We start from the raw sequence: 18,105 nt of genomic DNA, 5'->3' as shown, positions 1-18,105 counted from the left end.
GAATGGATATCGATACGTTGCTAGCGTACCAATGGAGTAGTATGATGCCAGAATTCACTATACTAGTAACAGCAGTTGCACTCTCGTTGATCGATCTCTTTATGGATAAAAAGCGAGATAGGTCTATTCTCGTTTGGCTCGCAATCGTCGGCATCGCACTGGCCATTGTCTTTCTTATTTTTCAGTTTGATAATGGAGTTGTCACGATTCTAAATCAAACTTACCGACTGGATTCTTTTGCGAAAGCGTTTAAGCTTCTTATGCTAATTGGGACTGGTTTCGTTATGCTTCTAGGCTTGAAAACGAATGATCTAAGCGAAGTGAAAGGTGAGTACCACTACCTTCTTCTAACGGGTTTACTAGGTGGTATGATGATGGCTTCGAGTGCAGATCTGATTACGCTTTTTGTAGGTCTAGAATTATTAAGCTTATCTTCATATGTTCTAGTGGGAATTCGAAAGAAAGATAAGCTCGCAAATGAAGCGGCGTTTAAATATGTCGTTAATGGCGGTATAGCGACTGCGATCACGCTGTTTGGGATGAGCTATTTATTTGGACTTACTGGAGAAACGAATATATATGAAATTCAAGCGCTAATGGGAAGCGAAGTAGTAACGGAAAATCGTTATCTTGCCGTTTTTGCTTTTCTCATGATATTCGTTGGTCTAGCCTTTAAAATTACGGCTGCTCCGTTTCATATGTGGGCACCAGATGTATACCAGGGAGCCGAAACACCGATTACAGCTTATCTTAGTGTTGTTTCTAAAATAGCTGGATTTGCAATCACACTTAGACTGCTAATGGTACCGTTTGTCTTTGCACCTGGTACAGGAAAAGTGATTACGCCAGAGGGAATCAGCTATGAAACGCTACTTGTATCGGTTCGACCTTATCTTGTTCTATTAGCTGTTCTAACGATTCTTATAGGAAATGTGATGGCACTCAGACAGCTGAACGCAAAACGACTTTTGGCTTATTCCAGCATTGCGCACGCAGGGTATCTTCTCGTACCGTTTGCCGCTCTTTCTGAGTTAGTCTTTGATGCTGTGTGGTTTTATCTCGCCGCTTATCTGTTGATGAATCTGGGGGCTTTCGCTGTCATCCATGCCTTGGCGGAAAATGACGAGGAGGTCACGGTGGCTTCGTTTGCAGGACTATTTCAGCGAGCGCCGTATGTAACCATTGCTATGACGATCTATCTTCTATCTCTCGCTGGTATCCCGCTCACAGCTGGTTTTATCGGTAAGTTTGAGATTTTCATGAGTGCTCTTGGTACCGAACCGAAGCGATATTTTTTAGTAGTCGCTATGCTAGCGGGCACAGTGCTTTCCTATGTTTATTATTTTGGGCTGTTTATTCAAATGTACTTTAGACCTTCCCAAACAAAAAGGCCGGTTTTGGCATCAAATGGCATCGTCACCGTGCTAGCTATAACGGCAGCTGGAACCGTTTTGCTTGGGGTTTTCCCTTCCATTGCGTTATCCTTTATACATGATCATTTTCAATTTCTAGAGATTTTTAATCCTTAGAACAGCAGATCATTCTGCTGTTTTTTTCATGAATGAGTGCATTCCTACCAGATTATGACGAAAATGACTTATTTTGAATTGAAATAATCCCTTTTATAGTGGGAAAGTAGGGTATTCATTTGAGTGGAAATCTTTTATAATAGGCTCTTAGATGGAAAAATGTACGTTTGTCGAATGGTGCACTTGCAGATGGGGGGTAGAGAAGATGACAGAAGCACTGGCGCAACAATCGATTTTAACGATTGTCATTAACCTGGTTTTCATTATGATCACCTGGTGGGCGCTACAAACCGTTCGGTTCGATGTATTCTTTAAAAAACCGAACAGTCCACAGGCGAAAGTCCTCATGATCTTACTAACCCTAAGCATCGGCTCCCTCGCAAGCAGTTTCTTCCTAGATTACTACAACTGGTCACTCCGTCTACAATATTTCTTTTGAAAAATGAAAAGCGAAAACCCCCGTTTAGGCCCGACAAGCGCTGGAGCCATTTAGAATGAACACGGTCTTTGTGTTCAATCTAAATGGTGAAGCGATCGAGGGACTGGGGGTTGTAGCTAGACAAAGAAAAGCGAATGTGCCCGTTTCAACCCGACAAGCGCTGGAACCATTCAGCACGAACACATGCGTTCAATCTGAAAGCCGAAGCGACTTAAGGGACTGTGGCGCAGCAGCTAAACAAACACACCAGCGTTAACATACAGAAGCTTCGTACGGAATTTGTCGGGAACTGACTACAACTTCCATGTATGCACTCCCTCCTCGTGGTCACACTGAAAGATAAGAAGACCTGAACGGGGAGAGGGTTAAGATGAAGCTTCTAATCGGAGTATTATCTATTTTACTTTTAGCGAGTTTTTCAAATGGTACATCGGTCTCAATTGAAGATGACACGGAAGTAAAAGTAACCGAAATGGCGAATGTTTTATTAACCCACAATTATTCAATTGAGGGCTGGTCTCTTTACACACGAGAAAAAGTGAGTTTCATCAAGGAGTCCTTAGGGTACAAAGGTATTACGTCTAAGCTTACAGAAAGAGCACCCGGTTTTTCATGGGGTGATCTGGTAAAAAATGATGGAAATGTAAAAGTAAGTGGGACAAGAATTGATTCTAAGCTAGGTACGAAAGAAACACTGACACTCGTGTCTTATCCAGAAAACAATCGCATTAGCTCTTATCTTATTTACAAAATGGAAATAACAGGATTTTCTCAGGAGGAATGGCGAACAACGTACGAACGTTTTAAGGCACAAAAGACACAATTATATCCGCAAGAATCACCAGTTTTCACTTGTTTTGTAGGCGAGAAAAATGATACAATGAACATTGTTTTGTACAATGAAGCAGACAAGCTGTTAGGAGCTTTTTCCGCTTCAAAAGTAGAAGAAATCAATGAAGAGACGTTTGTATCTCTTTCCGCATACCATGAAGAGTGGGAAGAAGATCTTGTAACGAACAACAAGAGAATGAACATACAAATAGCATTACGCAATACAGGAATAGGCGGCGGAATAACCGCAACAATTGGCACACCAATAATTACGACTGAATATTAATATACAAATAGGACGCGGAGGGGAATACGTTGGAAAAAATCATCGTCCGAGGTGGCAGGAGATTGTCTGGCTCTGTGAAAGTTGAAGGAGCTAAAAATGCAGTCTTGCCCGTCATCACAGCATCTATTTTAGCAGGAGAAGGCACGAGCACGTTAAAAGATGTGCCTGCCCTTTCAGATGTACACACGATAAGTGAAGTATTAAGCTATCTTAATGTTGAGACGCAAATAGAAGGCAACACGATTAAAGTAGACGCAACAAAACCTTTGGAAACAGAGGCACCATTTGAAGCAGTTCGTAAAATGCGAGCTTCGTTTCTTGTAATGGGACCACTTTTGGCCCGTGTGGGTCATGCTCGTATTGCACTACCTGGAGGTTGCGCAATTGGTTCAAGACCAATTGATCAACACCTTAAAGGGTTTGAAGCGATGGGTGCAGAAGTTACGATTGGTAACGGCTTTATTGAAGCAGGCATCAAAGGAAGACTTCAAGGAGCAAAGATTTATCTTGATTTCCCAAGTGTAGGCGCCACTGAGAACATTATGATGGCTGCTGTACTTGCTGAAGGTACAACAGTAATGGAAAACGTTGCTCAAGAGCCTGAGATCGTTTGTCTTGCAAATTATTTGAACGCTATGGGTGCGAAAGTTCGCGGTGCAGGTACTGCTACAATCCGCATTGAAGGCGTAGAGAAACTAGTTGGAGCAGAGCATGCTGTCATTCCAGACCGTATTGAAGCAGGAACATTCATGGTAGCTGCTGCAATTACTGGTGGTAACGTTCTGATCGAGAATGCTGTATCTGAACATCTTCGTCCACTTATTGCGAAAATGGAAGAAATGGGCGTAGAAATTACAGAAGAAGGTCAGGGACTTCGTATTGTTGGACCTGAAACGCTCAAGCCTGTTGATTTGAAAACAATGCCTCACCCTGGATTCCCGACGGATATGCAATCCCAGATGATGGCGTTGCTACTTCAAGCGAAGGGTACAAGTGTGATTACTGAAACAGTATTTGAAAATCGGTTCATGCACGTGGAAGAATTCCGCCGCATGAATGGTAACATTAAGATTGAAGGACGCGCTGCTATTATCGAAGGGCCTTCTACACTTCAAGGTGCAGAAGTATCCGCTACTGATTTGCGTGCTGGAGCTGCTTTGATTCTTGCTGGCCTTGTAGCTGATGGCTACACTCGCGTTGATGAGCTTAAGCACTTGGATCGCGGTTACGTGAACTTCTCCGGAAAGCTTGCAAGTCTTGGAGCTGACGTTGAACGCGTAACAGTTGATGAAGATGCAAAGCCTGCAACAGAATCAACTGAAGAGCAATCAGTTAACATGAAACCAAAATTTGCATAATCTAATAATAAAGAAAAAAAGGAGGCCACTGGCCTCCTTTTTTGTATGCAACCAAAATAAATACTATATTTAATGACTGACAGATTATTGGGAAAAAACGTTTTGGCTGCTAGCATTTCTGTTCTAAATGGTTGTCCAACTCCATACGATGATAGGGGTAAACAATCGAGAAGGAGGCATGCGGATGAAGCGAATGGTAGGTTCACTTATTCTATTTGCAGCGATTCTAATCCTTCTTCCATCTATCCTGGTTTTACCTTTTGGAACAACGGAGATGAAGCAACCAGTAAGTGAAGGAAATCAGATGGCTGAGAAGAAGGTGGCAGAAGTGGTGGAAGTGGAAGTCCCGGTCTATCGTTCAGCAAAGACTGTGACGACGAGCATACCGATCGAAGATTATGTGAAAGGCGTTGTTGCTGCTGAGATGCCTACAGATTTCAATATGGAAGCTTTAAAGGCTCAAGCTCTCACAGCGAGAACATTTGTCGTAACAAAGCTCACAAACCCTCCTGCGGACCTTCCCGATCAAGCGGTTGTAACGGATACGGTTCAGGATCAGGTATATAGAGATGAAGCCGAGCTTAAGAAAGCATGGGGCAAAGACTTTGAAGAGAAATATGCAAGAATAGAAGAAGCAGTTCAAGCCACGGCAGGGCAAATTTTAACGTATGATGGGAATCCGATTTATGCTTCCTTTTTCTCAACAAGCAACGGCTATACCGAGAATTCGGAAGATTATTGGGAAAATAAAGCTCCGTACTTAAGAAGTGTCGAAAGTCCTTGGGACGTTGATTCTCCAAAGTATGAAGACAAAGCGACGTTTACAGTAGCCGACTTCGAAAAGAAGTTAGGAGTCACGCTCACTAATGACCAATCGATTGGAACGATCAAAAACTTGACGGAAGGTAAAAGAGTTGCGGAAGTTTCAATAAATGGGAAGCAGTTTACAGGAAGAGAAGTCAGGGACCTTCTTGGCCTTCGTTCTTCTGACTTCACATGGGACCGGAGCGGCGATACGATTACTGTTTCCACGAAAGGATTTGGGCACGGCGTAGGCATGAGTCAATATGGAGCTAATGGAATGGCTGAGGACGGCAGTGCTTACTCTGATATCGTTAAATATTATTATCAAGGTGTTGCCATTAGTGAAATGGAAAAATACGTGACGAATTTTACAGCCCAAAGATAAAAGGCCGCATTTAATGCGGCCTTTTATCTTTGGGTAAGTTTTGTGAATAGCTATTATTTGAAGAAGGGTAACTTAAATTTTTTCTCTTGTTTTCCGATAAGTGTTGTCCAATTTTTTACGAAAGCTGGCTCACGGTACTCCTTATCTACTTCGATCTTGCCAAATAATTTATCCTTAACTTGTACCATTGCTTCAGACAAAGCCTCAATATTATTTTTTTCAACCATAAGTCCGTTTTCCTGGTCTTTTATTAAATCTCTTGGTCCGTATTTAATATCATAAGCTACAACTGGGCAACCATTGTTTAGGCTTTCCATGATAACGAGTCCAAACCCTTCGTACTGACTTGGCAGGAAAGATGCTTTTGCAGTAGCAAATACGCTTTCTGGGTCATCTGTTAGCCCTTTTAAGAAAATGTGCTTTTCAAGCTGATATTCTTTGATTTTTTCTTCGAGCTTTTCTTTCATCGGGCCTTCACCATATATATCAAGAGTGAAAGTAGACAGCTGTTCTCTAGCCAATTGGAAGGCTTCGATTAAATGGTCAGGTTGCTTCACATCAGTTAAGCGACCGATGAAAACAAATTTATTTTCACGCTCTCCTTTCAGATTTAAGGTTGATGGCGCGATAGAATGCGGGATAATGCTAATCTTTTCATTGTTAAAAATTAAATGAGAGAGATCGTTTTTTTGCTCTTGGGTTAACGCGACGATATGATCAACTTCATCTGCATGGTCGATAATATATTGATAAGATGATTTGATATCATTGATATCTTCACTTTGTAAGTGTGTATTATGAAGAATTGCGATTTTCGTAAGATCGTTACCTTTCAGCTCACACATAGGTTTATCAAGAAGACGAGCGTCATTGATAATGGTAGAAGAATCCTCAATCATCTGCTCCAGGCAATAGCGGAAGAAATCTTTTTCTGTTTTAAATTCAAGGATGCCTTTTTCAGTGAAATGATGGATACGGATAATCTTGTTGTCACTCGTCCCATCGTATGTTTGGTTAACATAAGCATGTCCGCGATCATCATAATAGATTTCTTCAAGCTTATTTGTCGTCCCTTGTTTGTAATTGATCTTCCGATGGCATTTTCCTCGTTTATTAAATTCCTTTCGACACGCACGTTTGCGATTATAAGGATCCATAAAATCAATGAATTTAAGTGATCCATCTTCCGAATCGTAACTCTTATAAAGAACGTATTCGCCGTTTTCAAAATAGCGATAGGCTTTATTCTTTTTAATTTCACGATACGTAAGTCCTTCTTCCTCAAGTGGTTGTTCGACTCTATCACCAGAATAAGAACGATCGGCAAGATAGTCGTAGATGTTCATCATTTTCACCGAACGCGGTACTTTGTTTTCACTATAATATTGCTCATATATGTCCCCATAGTAAGGATTATAATTTGTTGTAATAATGGTATAGTTCAGGTCAGCCTGTTCTACTAATTTCTTAGTACGATCGAGGAGGGACTTTGTTCTGCCTCCAAATTGCTCGGGCAGTGTTGATGTAATGACGTAATTCATAATAGAGTAATCCCCTTCATTCTCGTCTTGAATAAATCAAAACGGATTTTAGTGCCAAAAGTGTTGTTAAAGGTTATATACCCTCATATTCAAGTAATCATTCTTACAAACAGATAACAAAATATAAAACAAGAAATAATGGCATATATAGAAAAATACGCCTAAAATCGTAAGTAAATACTGGGAAAACCGAATTCATGAATAAAAACATCCCCCTTATCAAAAAATAAATAGACATTTTTTTAGGAACATGTATATAAATCTCGCAACCTGACCACAATGTTGCTGAGGTGATGAACAAATGGGAGACGAAAAACAACGATCTCATCCTGTTGAAAAAAGCGCTTCTAAATGGCAGAAGCTAGCAAGGAAACGCTGGATCTATCCGGCAGTCTATCTTGGTTTTGCAGCAATTGTTCTTGCAGCCGTTCTTTGGATGCAAGGTGGGCAAGAAAATGCTGGCCCGAAAGATTTAAGCGGAATTGATGAAGAAAGAAGTGCCTTTGACACTAATGACGAGTCCGTTCCAGTCCTTGGTGATTCAGAAGTCTTTAAAGTACCTGCATCCGAAGATAGTGGTGTATTTGTGCAGAAACAATTCTATGACACATCAGCTAGCACGCAAGAACAACAAGCAGCCCTTGTTTTCTATAATAATACCTACTACCAAAATGCAGGAATTGACTACGCTAGTGAAGATGGAGCAAGCTTTGAAGTTAAAGCTGCTATGAGTGGAAAGGTTGTTAAAGTATCAGACGACCAGCTGCTAGGAAATGTAGTTCATTTAGAACATGCAGATGGGGTTGTTACTGTCTATGAATCGCTTGAAGCAGTTGAAGTGGCAGAAGGCGATAAAGTGAAGCAAGGCGATAAGCTTGGTAAGGCTGGAACAAACACATTTGATACAGACGCTGGTGTACACGTACACTTTGAAGTTCGTAAAGATGGTACTCCAGTTAACCCACTTGATGTTTTTAATCAACCTTCTTCAGCAATTGAAGGTCCAGAAAAAGCTGGAAATGAAGTTTCCAACCCATCAGCCTCAGAAGGTACTGATGTTGAGAACAAAGACAACAGTACAGAATCCGAAATGGATGCTGAGAAAGACGCCGAAGATGATGCAAAGAGTGCTGACGAGGATAAATCCGACGAGCAAAATAACAATGAGCAGAAATCGGATGATCAAAAATCAGATACAAAGGATTCAGAGTAACAGAAATCCCCGAGCAATCGGGGTTTTTTTATTTGTTTACAATTCAACATGACATCGTTCGACCTTTCCCGGGAAATAGCATGCTAATTCCAGTTTTATTGCTTAAAAAAGCATTGAAATTGCTCTGAATCTTGAGGATTAAAGAAATCAATTAGTAAATAATCGCATGCAAAGATGCGAAGAGAAATTCTATAGAAGAGGTTCTTTTAGGAAATGATTTAGCATACAAAAAAGGCAAAAATCGCTCATTATAAGAAAATTTAAATAAAATCCCTTGTCCCTCTTGACTTTTTGGTATATAACCACCTTTGCCTTAATAAAATGTTACAAAACTTAGTAAATGAGGGGCAGAGGTGAGAAGTTGTGGTAAGGCTTCGAAGTATTCTTGCATGCAATACTCCTGACATCATGTAGGTCGACCTGATGACTAGAGCTTCGTAGCATGATCACTTTATCAGTCTCATTTCGCATCTCTCACATCCAATTTAGGGAGGCGAGTGGTGTGCACGATTACATCAAAGAGCGAACCATCAAGATTGGAAATTACATCGTGGAGACTAAGAAAACGGTGAGGGTGATCGCCAAAGAGTTTGGAGTGTCCAAAAGTACCGTTCATAAGGATTTAACAGAACGGCTTCCCGAAATTAATCCGGACCTCGCCAATGAGGTGAAGGGGATTCTCGAGTATCATAAATCGATACGCCATCTCCGCGGCGGCGAAGCGACGAGAATAAAATATAGAAAGGATACGGAAAAAGAAGAAGCTGTCAAATAATACGCCTAAAAACGACATTTTTTTCTAAATACTTTCTTCCTGGTTCTTTATTTGTGGTACAATATACTAATGGATAAGTAGTTTAAACATACTAGGACTGAGACAATAGATGAGTGAAAGAATACAGGGAGGATAAGTCATGTTTTCACGTGATATTGGGATTGATTTAGGTACCGCGAACGTACTGATTTATGTGAAAGGCAGAGGCATAGTGTTGGATGAACCTTCTGTCGTGGCATTAGACACTGGTACTGGAAGAGCACTTGCTGTAGGTGAAGAAGCAAGACAAATGGTTGGCCGGACTCCTGGAAACATCGTTGCAACACGTCCATTGAAAGATGGCGTTATTGCAGACTTCGATATTACAGAAGTGATGCTGAGACATTTCTTGAACAAAATTAATGTAAAAAGCTTTCTATCTAAACCGCGTATTCTAATTTGTACGCCAACAAACATTACGTCTGTTGAAAAGAAAGCGATTAAAGAAGCTGCTGAAAAAAGCGGTGGAAAACAAATTTTCCTTGAAGAAGAACCAAAAGTAGCAGCGATTGGCGCTGGTATGGATATATTTCAGCCAAGCGGTAATATGGTTGTGGACATTGGCGGTGGAACGACGGATATCGCAGTTCTTTCAATGGGCGATATTGTCACCGCCTCTTCCATTAAAATGGCAGGGGACAAGTTCGATTACGAAATCCTGGATTACATCAAGAAAACGTATAAGCTTCTCATAGGGGAGCGGACAGCAGAACAAATTAAGATTAACGTAGCAACGGTATTTCCAGGCGGCCGGAAAGAAGAACTTGATATTCGTGGACGAGATATGGTTTCAGGACTTCCACGCACGATCACAGTGAAATCTGATGAAATTCAGCAGGCCCTTCAGGAGCCAATTACACATATGGTAATGGCCGCGAAGAGCGTACTTGAAAGAACTCCTCCAGAGCTTTCAGCAGATATTATTGACCGTGGTGTCATCATGACAGGCGGGGGTGCTTTGCTTCACGGTATTGATCAGCTATTCGCTGAAGAGCTAATGGTACCTGTACTCATTGCCGAAGAGCCAATGAGCTGCGTTGCAAAAGGGACAGGCCTCATGCTTGAGCATATTGACAAAATTGCAAAGAAAAAATTAGTCTAAATTAGAACGGAAACTATTCGTAAGGGTGTAATCATAATGGCGAACAACCATGAAAAGGTGAACCAGACCTCAGAGCATAAGGAACTTCCTAATGAAGAGGCCATAAAAACGAATAAGAATAAAGAAATTAAAGAGCGTAAGCCAAGGATTCGGTTAATTCCAATCTGGCTACGCCTTCTTCTCGTTGCCCTATTGCTCGTCGCTTCACTTGTAGCAGGTGCGATGATCGGTTACGGTGTCATTGGAGACGGAAGCCCTGCAGACGTCTTTAAGAAGAGTACATGGGTAAAGATTAGTGATATCGTCAAAAAAGAAGAGTAACAGTTAGGAGAATGAATTATGTTAGATAGTCAGGACATTAAGAAGATTATCCCGCATCGTTACCCTTTTCTGCTCGTTGATCGAATTCTTGAAGTAGAAGAAGAAGTAAGAGCAGTTGGTATTAAGAACGTAACAGCGAATGAAGAGTTCTTTAATGGACATTTTCCAGATTACCCTGTTATGCCAGGTGTGTTAATCGTTGAAGCACTTGCTCAGGTAGGTGCTGTCGCGATGCTGAAGAAGGAAGATAATCAAGGCAAGTTAGCTTTCTTTACTGGTATTGACAAATGTCGCTTTAAAAAACAGGTTAAACCGGGAGATCAGCTTCGTCTCGAAGTTGAAATCATTCGTATCAAAGGACCGATCGGCAAAGGTAAAGCAACAGCAACAGTGGACGGCGAAGTTGCAGCTGAAGCCGAGATTATGTTTGCATTGAAGTAGGACAAGCAAACCCCTATTTCCGTAATTTATACGGAAATAGGGGTTTTTTGGAGTGTGAAGTTCACTTTAGTAGAGGCTCGATGATGACTCAAATGTTGATGTAATGTTAAACGATCATAGAGACTATGTAAATTCTAACAAATACCCTTTTTTACCTGCTATGATTTACTCAACCGCTACATAGCGGTAAAACTTATCGAGTTCAGGGAGGAATTTTGGAAATGAATAACAAGAAATTCATGCTCAAAATTGCAACTTCGTTAGTAGCTGTAATGTTAATCACAGCGTGTAACAGCGGTGAAAATGATTCTGAGAACGGCAATAACTCTATGAACAATGGAACCAACACCGAAGAGCCAACGGCTAACGAAAACTCTGAGAACTCTGCTGAATAAGAACTTTCTCTCCTGTCCTTCGTGGACAGGAGTTTCATATTTCAATAGAAATTCGATTTTAAGTAGTTGTTTTATTCATCATTGCCATGATGGAGTTGCCACTTTTTAAACTCTAAATAGTCTGCGAAATCTTTTTTTGTAATACCTGAGCGCATCGCTTCTTCGATTAATTCTTTCCACTCCGTGTCGAGTGCCGGCTCCTCGTGATCTTCTTCTAATATGAACACTTCCATAGGAACCTTTAATTCTGCCGCTATTTTTTCAAGAAATTGAATAGAAGGATTAGCCTGTTGATTTCGTTCAATCGAACTTAAATAAGACTTGGCAACCCCTGCCCGTTTAGCGAGTTCAGTTAAAGACAGTCCCATACGATTCCGATAAAGTTTAATTTTTTCCCCTATCATCCCTTTACCTCGACTTTATCATTATTTATTGTGTTAATTTTATCAAGAACAATTTGTTCTGTAAACAGAACAAATGTCGTGTTTTTATATTAATTTTCTAAAAGTCTCTTTGAACAAAATATTTAAAATTTAAGAACGAGAGAGTATTTGGTAGGATATAGAAGATTATAAGCTGATAACAGTCTTATATAAAGAATTTTCAGTCTTTTTAATCTTCCAAAATAAGACTATATTAGATGTACATTCTAAATAAAGAACAAAACGTTCTTTATTAATGTCGTTTATTGCTGAATTATATAAGGGGGATGGGGAATGAAAACGTATACTGACGAAAAATTGGATCAGGAATGGGTGACCCTTATTTCAATTGCAAGAAGAATGGGATTATCTAAGGAGGAAGTGAAGGATTTTCTAATCAATTCCTCAAAAAAATAAGGAGGAATGATGGTGATCAAATTAGGGGAAGGGACTTTTGTCTCTTATATTTTAGGGAAGAGGATTAAAATCATTGCGGTTGATAAACAGATCGCCAAACTCTACATCAATGACGAATATAAAGGGAAGTGCGATTTATCTTTTATTCTAGAGAAAATCCACGGACTTGAAAATAAAGAACAAGACATCAAAGGAATAATCCGAGATGAACAGAAAATGTACGATGAACTTAGGGAGATTATACAAAACCAAAATATATCGTCTCATTATGAATAAAGGGAAAACGTAGGAGCAGTTTTTTGTTATTTATTTAGCATGGATTAACGCTCTTGATGGATTTATCACATATTGTGGAGTTCAAAATGGATGGATCGGAGAAGTGAATCCATTAATGCGAATGCTATTTCAAATGGATCCACTTGTTATCCTAATGTATAAATAGGTTTGTCTCTTTTTTTGATCGCCTTACTTTTAAAATTTCATCACTTTAAATCCGGTTTAATACGGATTTTATTAATCGTGGCTTCAACATTATATTCTTTCATATTGTGTATCCACGGCTATTAGGTATATATCCTGTTAACTAAATAGATAAGAGCCTACTGGAAGATGTCGGCTCTTAAAAAAACAATTTATTGATCAGATCCCTGTTTGGCACGCCACTTATTAAACTCCAGAAACTCCCTGAACTGGTCCTTACTTATACCAGACTCCATTGCTTCTTTAACGATCTTTTTCCATTCCGAGTCTAACTCACTCTGATGAATAGGATCATCTCCCTGAAGTAGTACCTCTACCGAAACATCAAGAACATTAGATATTTTATCTAGGAATTGGATAGAGGGATTTGATTGTATATTTCGTTCAATTGAACTCAGATATGACTTGGCCACATTCGCACGTTCCGCTAATTCTGAAAGAGATAACCCTTTGCGTAAACGATACTTCTTTACTTCTTCACCTATCACGTGTATCCCTCCGATGCTTCGACAAAATTCTTTGATTGTATGTAATTATACCAGTATGTTATTGTTCCGTAAATAGAACGAAAGCGACGTCCGTTCCGCCGCTTTCGTTCAGGTTACATTCCCTCATTTTTGAGAAACGCTTTGATTTCAGAAATTTTGATGCCCAATTCCTTCGCTTCTTTCATTAATTTAATCCATTCCTCGTCCAGATTTTCTTCCGTATGTACGCCCATGTAACTCCTCCTTAAACTCTTTCCAGGTAGTTCAGCCATCATAGAAGCCTTCTATCAACAAGCTTCCTTAGATCTGTTTACTTTGCGCCCACTTTTTTTCAAAAATGGTTGCCCTTTTCTGGAGGATACTTTGTACGATCCATCATATATTTATGAAAATCCTACTATTATAATAGGCCATTAAACCTACGAAATGTGTTGTAATTTGTAAAAAATATCAAAAATATATGACTTTTTTTGTAAATAAATAGCTTTTTTTAAATTTGGTGTTAGGAAAATACATACATCCACTTGAGATGGTCAAAATAGGACTATTACAACGATGGAGGTTTTTCTATGAAAAAGTGGATGTTGTTACTGATGACGATGTTTCTTTCCCTGAGTATTGCGGCTTGTTCGAATGCAAATGAAGAAGAAGGACCGGTAGAAGATCCCGAAATGCAAGAAGATACACCAGAAGATGAAGAGAATGTTAACGAAGACGATGGAACGATTGATCAGGAAGACGATGATACAATGAATAAGGATGGTTCAGAAGAAGGCGATAAAGATGAAGATGGTAACATGGATGAAGGGGACATGGACGACACTGAAAAGCAACCGAATGATGAAACTGAAAACCAGCAATAGGGACCTTAACGGGTCTCTTTTTTTAATTCTCTTATAATGATGTTTCAAATTATATATAATGGTATTATATATAATTTGAAACATCATTTATAAACATTTTTTACTCGTTACAATGTAAAAGCTTTTAATACTATTTGAAAAGGGTTGGGAAAAATGGAAGAACGAAAACCAAGTAAACAATCGTTAGTCTCCTTAAAGGATAAAGTTAAAAAAAATTTAAGAGATGATATTATTTTAAACAATCTAAAGCCTGGAGATCGAATAGTGGAAACAGAAGTAGCAAAGAAGTTTGGAATAAGCCAGGTTCCTGTTCGAGAGGCCTTAAGAGGATTAGAAGAAGAAGGGCTTATTCGCACGGTTAAGTATAAAGGAGCTTTCGTTACTGAAATTGATAAGGTGGAAATGTACCATATATTTTCAATGAGAGCAGAAATTGAAACGAATGCATTAGAAATTATTTTACCTAATTTGAGAAAAAAAGATATAGGAGAACTTTATGACATTGTGGATCGAATGAAGTTCGGTAAGCCGGAATATTTATTGCAATCTGATTTAGATATGGAGTTTCACCGAACCATTATTCAATGGTCCAAAATAGAAGTCTACACTAGAATATGGAATATGCTAACTGGACATATCAGGAGGTATATTACAGCGCTCAATCCTAAAGTTCAAATCCGTCCTGATGAAGTATATAAATATCATTTAGATCTGGTGAAATTAATGGAAAAAGGTGATGTAGAAGAAGTTCAGGAAGCTTTCAGAGAACATATTATGAAAATGGTTAAATAAGAAGTCAGAAGAAATCATATAAAAAATCACTAATATAATAGTGGGATTATATATATAAATTATGTTTTTATATATAATCCCTAGACATGCCATTAATTATTATATATAATCACTATATATTATATATAATGATTAATGGCTTTTATTATTGCATAAGTAAAGGGTATAACAATGATTAAATTTTCTACACTTTGTAAGCGCTAACAGGTTTGCGCAATAAGGGTTAATCTACATAGTGAAAGGTTTTTGAAATTTGGTAGCTACAGTAATTGACCATTGCTGTTTTATACAATTCTATTTACCTGGAGGGAAAAAGATGGGGAGAAAGTTTAAGGGTATTTCAATTTTCTTGTTAACAGTCGTTCTTACGATCAGTCTAACGGGGTGCGGTGCGAGTGAAAGCAGCACATCAGCTGGGGATGGAGAAACTATTAGGCTTAAGTTAGGACACAATCAACCTACTAGCTCCCAATTTCATGCTGGTGCTGAGAAATTTGCAGAATTAGTTGCAGAAAAGACAGATAGTCAAGTGGAGATAGAAGTATACCATGATAGTCAGCTAGGAGATGAGGGTGAGCTGGCAGAGGGCACTAAGATGGGGACAGTGGATATTTCTCTAGTTGCTTCAGGTAGCGTTACAAAATATTATCCGCGATATTCTATATTCGATCTTCCCTTTCTTTTTAGAGACGCAGAGCACGTAGATAAGGTTTTGCAAGGAGAAGTTGGACAATTACTTGCGGAAGAGGCTGAAGAAAAGGGTGGCTTCAAAGTCATGAGTTATTGGGAATCGGGGTTCAGACACTTTTTGAATAGTGCTAGACCTATTGAATCTCCTGAAGACCTTAAAGGATTAAAGATTAGAACGCCAGAATGGCCAGTATTGATTTCAACGACAGAAGCTTTGGGGGCAAATCCTGTGCCGATGCCATTTTCTGAATTATACATGGCTTCCCAACATGGTGTAGTGGATGGACAAGAAGGACCAGTATTTGCAATTAAAAGTTCTAAGATGTATGAAGTACAGGATTATATGGTCCTTGATGGCCACACGTATACGTCAATGTTGCTCATTATGAACCCTAAGAAATTCGATAAGCTCCCTGCCGATATTCAAGAATCTTTATTGGAGGCTGCCAAGGAAGCGGGAGATTATGAAAGAAAATTGATCCGTGATAAGGAAAAGGAAGAGATCAAGTTTCTTGAAGATACTGGAGAGTTACAAATTGAGAAGGACCCCGATAAAGATGCATGGAGGAAATCCGTACAGTCTGTATACGAAGAGTACGGTGAGGAATTTGGAGAAGATTTAATTCAAAAGATAATTGATACAAAATAACAAATCTAGGGGCGAATTCATAAGCGCCCCATCTGTTATTTCATTATTACAGTCAGGGGGGAGAAGCTTGAATAAAAGTGCCGCAGTAGGTAATCGAATAGAAAGCATTATGGGGAAAGTTATTTTAATTTTAATGTTAGTCCTTGTGACTTTGGTGTTTATGCAGGTCGTTCTCCGATATGTTTTTTCAAGCGGAATGGTGTGGGCGGAAGAGCTCGAAAGATTTATATTTGTGTGGTTAATGTTCTTAGGCATAACGATGGGGATCTATAAACAAAGACATATCGCGATAACATTTGTTGTTGAAAAGATTGAGAAGTATTTTAAGGGAGTGAACGTGGTTATTCACATCATCACAGGGGCGTTCTTCTGTGTGCTAACCTGGCAAGGGACTATGTTTGTGATTGAAAACTTTTCAGGAACTGCTTCGGTATTGCCTATTGGAATCGGTTATATTTATTCAATTATTCCCCTATCAGGCATTTTGGCGATTATCTTTATTATTCTCATAAACGTTAGAGGGAAGGAGAATTTATGATAGCGCTTTTATTTATTTCGTTTTTTCTACTCCTTATTTTCGGTGTTCCAGTAGGTATTTCTTTAGGTGTAGCATCCATTTTTACAATATTGTATGAAGGTTCAATTCCGTTATTGGTCGTTCCACAAAAGATGTTTATTTCAATGGATAGTTTTACGTTATTAGCCATTCCTTTCTTTATGCTGACAGGTGTCATTATGGATAAAAGTGGATTAACGCAAAAGCTTGTAAACTTTGCTGACTCGATCATTGGATGGACGAGAGGTGGGATGAGTTATGTAAGTGTTTCCTCGGGTATGCTGATGGGTGGAATATCTGGCTCAGCACCTGCTGACACGGCTGCTTTAAGCAGTGTTATGACGCCAAGTATGGTGAAAATGGGCTTTCCTGCAAGGTTTGCTGCTGCTCTACAAGCGGCATCTGGTTCGATCGGGATTATCATTCCCCCGAGTATACCAATGGTTGTCTTAGGTGGAATAGCCAGTATTTCAGTTGGAAAACTTTTTCTAGGCGGGATCATCCCAGGGTTACTAATTGGTATTTTGCTTATGGTAGTGTCCGGATTTATTTGTTCGATAAAAAACTATGGATCTTCTGAAAAGAAAAGATTTTCTATTTCTTATTTTATAAAGAGTTTTAGAAAAGCAATCTTACCTCTAATGGCACCAATTATCATTGTGGGAGGAATATTAACCGGGATTTTCACACCTACTGAGTCTAGTGTTATCGCAGTAGTCTATACGCTAATTCTGGGTTTGGCCGTCTATAAAAGCATAAAATTTAAAGATATGACTGGGATTTTTGTTGAAGCAATTATCAGTTCTGGAAATGTGTTGCTTATCATTGCAGCTTCATCTTTGTTCAGTTGGATTCTCATAAGTCATAATTTCCCGCAGATTTTAAGCAATCTTATTTTGAGTATATCAGATAACCCTATTTTTATTATTTTAGTTATCAATGTCATTTTCATAGTCGGTGGGATGTTTATTGAGGGACTTGCTTTATTGATTATGTTTGTCCCTATTATGTTACCGATCGCTATGAGCGCTGGTATGGATCCTGTTGTTTTTGGTGTGATGATTGTTATTAATATTGCGATTGGCACGCTAACTCCACCAGTAGGAGTATGTTTATTCGTCGCATGTTCATCTTCAGGTGTAAAACTGGACCACGCTATGAAGAGTGCAGTTCCCTTTGTAGGAGTTCTATGTGTCGCGCTATTACTTATTGTCTTTTTCCCGACAATTGTTACCTTTATACCTAACTTAATAGAGTAGTGGTTAATAGAAATCGAATAGTCAACTAAA

At 39.2% G+C, this 18,105-nt stretch carries 24 protein-coding genes and 1 riboswitch; of the genes, 20 read left to right on the top strand and 4 right to left on the bottom strand.

All coding sequences use genetic code 11. From position 1 onward, the window contains the following. Window positions 1-2: 2 nt before the first annotated feature. The 6 genes from nuoN (at window position 3) to spoIID (ending at window position 5,632) form a co-directional block, all read left to right on the top strand. Window positions 3-1,529, top strand: a complete 1,527-nt coding sequence (gene nuoN / locus AC0VYH_RS20740) for an NADH-quinone oxidoreductase subunit NuoN (RefSeq protein WP_475368179.1) — start codon at window positions 3-5, stop codon at window positions 1,527-1,529. A 205-nt stretch (window positions 1,530-1,734) separates the two neighbouring features. Beyond that, a complete protein-coding gene (locus AC0VYH_RS20735; RefSeq protein WP_098445370.1) occupies window positions 1,735-1,968 on the top strand; it encodes a DUF1146 family protein in 234 nt (77 codons plus the stop codon). Between the two features lie 55 nt (window positions 1,969-2,023). Next, window positions 2,024-2,224: a hypothetical protein gene (locus AC0VYH_RS20730; protein WP_475373068.1), complete on the top strand. Its 201-nt coding sequence runs from the start codon at window positions 2,024-2,026 to the stop codon at window positions 2,222-2,224. 114 nt (window positions 2,225-2,338) lie between these two features. Then, window positions 2,339-3,085, top strand: coding sequence for a YwmB family TATA-box binding protein (locus tag AC0VYH_RS20725; protein WP_430245329.1), 747 nt, complete (start codon window positions 2,339-2,341; stop codon window positions 3,083-3,085). 29 nt (window positions 3,086-3,114) lie between these two features. Beyond that, the gene (murA, locus tag AC0VYH_RS20720) at window positions 3,115-4,443 is read left to right on the top strand and encodes a UDP-N-acetylglucosamine 1-carboxyvinyltransferase (RefSeq protein ID WP_194218405.1); all 1,329 of its coding nucleotides are present in this window, start codon (window positions 3,115-3,117) and stop codon (window positions 4,441-4,443) included. A gap of 184 nt (window positions 4,444-4,627) precedes the next feature. Further along, a complete protein-coding gene (spoIID, locus tag AC0VYH_RS20715; protein WP_430245333.1) occupies window positions 4,628-5,632 on the top strand; it encodes a stage II sporulation protein D in 1,005 nt (334 codons plus the stop codon). Between the two features lie 53 nt (window positions 5,633-5,685). Here the strand turns inward: spoIID and AC0VYH_RS20710 are convergent, their stop codons facing one another. Beyond that, window positions 5,686-7,173: a glycosyltransferase gene (locus AC0VYH_RS20710; RefSeq protein WP_475368178.1), complete on the bottom strand. Its 1,488-nt coding sequence runs from the start codon at window positions 7,171-7,173 to the stop codon at window positions 5,686-5,688. A 301-nt stretch (window positions 7,174-7,474) separates the two neighbouring features. Between AC0VYH_RS20710 and AC0VYH_RS20705 the strand changes: the two genes are divergently transcribed. The 6 genes from AC0VYH_RS20705 to AC0VYH_RS20680 all read left to right on the top strand — a co-directional run bounded on the left by AC0VYH_RS20705 (window position 7,475) and on the right by AC0VYH_RS20680 (window position 11,459). Next, window positions 7,475-8,386: a M23 family metallopeptidase gene (locus AC0VYH_RS20705; RefSeq protein ID WP_194218408.1), complete on the top strand. Its 912-nt coding sequence runs from the start codon at window positions 7,475-7,477 to the stop codon at window positions 8,384-8,386. A 502-nt stretch (window positions 8,387-8,888) separates the two neighbouring features. After that, window positions 8,889-9,161, top strand: a complete 273-nt coding sequence (spoIIID, locus tag AC0VYH_RS20700) for a sporulation transcriptional regulator SpoIIID (RefSeq protein WP_048311390.1) — start codon at window positions 8,889-8,891, stop codon at window positions 9,159-9,161. 139 nt (window positions 9,162-9,300) lie between these two features. Beyond that, window positions 9,301-10,302, top strand: a complete 1,002-nt coding sequence (gene mreB, locus AC0VYH_RS20695) for a rod shape-determining protein (protein ID WP_194218409.1) — start codon at window positions 9,301-9,303, stop codon at window positions 10,300-10,302. A gap of 36 nt (window positions 10,303-10,338) precedes the next feature. Next, a complete protein-coding gene (locus AC0VYH_RS20690; RefSeq protein ID WP_475366139.1) occupies window positions 10,339-10,623 on the top strand; it encodes a DNA-directed RNA polymerase subunit beta in 285 nt (94 codons plus the stop codon). Between the two features lie 18 nt (window positions 10,624-10,641). Beyond that, entirely contained in the window at window positions 10,642-11,064 is a 423-nt protein-coding gene (gene fabZ / locus AC0VYH_RS20685; RefSeq protein WP_194218411.1) for a 3-hydroxyacyl-ACP dehydratase FabZ, read from the top strand. A 221-nt stretch (window positions 11,065-11,285) separates the two neighbouring features. Further along, the gene (locus AC0VYH_RS20680) at window positions 11,286-11,459 is read left to right on the top strand and encodes a hypothetical protein (protein WP_475366138.1); all 174 of its coding nucleotides are present in this window, start codon (window positions 11,286-11,288) and stop codon (window positions 11,457-11,459) included. A gap of 71 nt (window positions 11,460-11,530) precedes the next feature. Here the strand turns inward: AC0VYH_RS20680 and AC0VYH_RS20675 are convergent, their stop codons facing one another. After that, a complete protein-coding gene (locus tag AC0VYH_RS20675) occupies window positions 11,531-11,863 on the bottom strand; it encodes a helix-turn-helix domain-containing protein (protein WP_430245758.1) in 333 nt (110 codons plus the stop codon). 312 nt (window positions 11,864-12,175) lie between these two features. Between AC0VYH_RS20675 and AC0VYH_RS20670 the strand changes: the two genes are divergently transcribed. From AC0VYH_RS20670 to AC0VYH_RS20660, 3 genes are read left to right on the top strand one after another with little or no spacing between them, the layout of a single operon-like run. Continuing rightward, window positions 12,176-12,298 carry an anti-repressor SinI family protein gene (locus AC0VYH_RS20670; protein ID WP_226615716.1) on the top strand — a complete coding sequence of 41 codons (123 nt, stop codon included), beginning with the start codon at window positions 12,176-12,178 and terminating at the stop codon, window positions 12,296-12,298. Between the two features lie 12 nt (window positions 12,299-12,310). Continuing rightward, on the top strand, window positions 12,311-12,574 hold the full coding sequence (locus tag AC0VYH_RS20665; RefSeq protein WP_475366137.1) for a hypothetical protein: 264 nt from the start codon (window positions 12,311-12,313) through the stop codon (window positions 12,572-12,574). 28 nt (window positions 12,575-12,602) lie between these two features. Beyond that, a complete protein-coding gene (locus AC0VYH_RS20660; RefSeq protein ID WP_475367532.1) occupies window positions 12,603-12,740 on the top strand; it encodes a DUF5658 family protein in 138 nt (45 codons plus the stop codon). A 190-nt stretch (window positions 12,741-12,930) separates the two neighbouring features. Here the strand turns inward: AC0VYH_RS20660 and AC0VYH_RS20655 are convergent, their stop codons facing one another. Further along, window positions 12,931-13,266, bottom strand: a complete 336-nt coding sequence (locus AC0VYH_RS20655; protein WP_194218416.1) for a helix-turn-helix domain-containing protein — start codon at window positions 13,264-13,266, stop codon at window positions 12,931-12,933. 113 nt (window positions 13,267-13,379) lie between these two features. Continuing rightward, entirely contained in the window at window positions 13,380-13,499 is a 120-nt protein-coding gene (locus AC0VYH_RS20650; protein ID WP_194218417.1) for an anti-repressor SinI family protein, read from the bottom strand. 22 nt (window positions 13,500-13,521) lie between these two features. After that, window positions 13,522-13,622, bottom strand: a riboswitch (cyclic di-GMP riboswitch). A 213-nt stretch (window positions 13,623-13,835) separates the two neighbouring features. Between AC0VYH_RS20650 and AC0VYH_RS20645 the strand changes: the two genes are divergently transcribed. The 5 genes from AC0VYH_RS20645 (at window position 13,836) to AC0VYH_RS20625 (ending at window position 18,075) form a co-directional block, all read left to right on the top strand. Continuing rightward, the gene (locus AC0VYH_RS20645) at window positions 13,836-14,129 is read left to right on the top strand and encodes a hypothetical protein (protein WP_475366136.1); all 294 of its coding nucleotides are present in this window, start codon (window positions 13,836-13,838) and stop codon (window positions 14,127-14,129) included. 153 nt (window positions 14,130-14,282) lie between these two features. Continuing rightward, a complete protein-coding gene (locus tag AC0VYH_RS20640) occupies window positions 14,283-14,921 on the top strand; it encodes a GntR family transcriptional regulator (protein ID WP_430247164.1) in 639 nt (212 codons plus the stop codon). A gap of 316 nt (window positions 14,922-15,237) precedes the next feature. Continuing rightward, window positions 15,238-16,260 carry a TRAP transporter substrate-binding protein gene (locus AC0VYH_RS20635; RefSeq protein ID WP_475366135.1) on the top strand — a complete coding sequence of 341 codons (1,023 nt, stop codon included), beginning with the start codon at window positions 15,238-15,240 and terminating at the stop codon, window positions 16,258-16,260. 67 nt (window positions 16,261-16,327) lie between these two features. Beyond that, complete coding sequence (locus tag AC0VYH_RS20630; protein ID WP_430247056.1) at window positions 16,328-16,798, top strand: TRAP transporter small permease; 471 nt, start codon at window positions 16,328-16,330, stop codon at window positions 16,796-16,798. Further along, window positions 16,795-18,075 (top strand): TRAP transporter large permease, encoded by a 1,281-nt coding sequence (locus AC0VYH_RS20625; protein ID WP_430247055.1) that lies wholly within the window; start codon window positions 16,795-16,797, stop codon window positions 18,073-18,075. Before AC0VYH_RS20630 ends, AC0VYH_RS20625 begins: the two co-directional genes overlap by 4 nt. Window positions 18,076-18,105 lie beyond the last annotated feature (30 nt).

The organism is Anaerobacillus sp. QJM3NY_32 (assembly GCF_056173645.1).
Note: the sequence above shows the minus strand (reverse complement) of the source record. Positions and strands in the feature narration are given on the sequence as shown.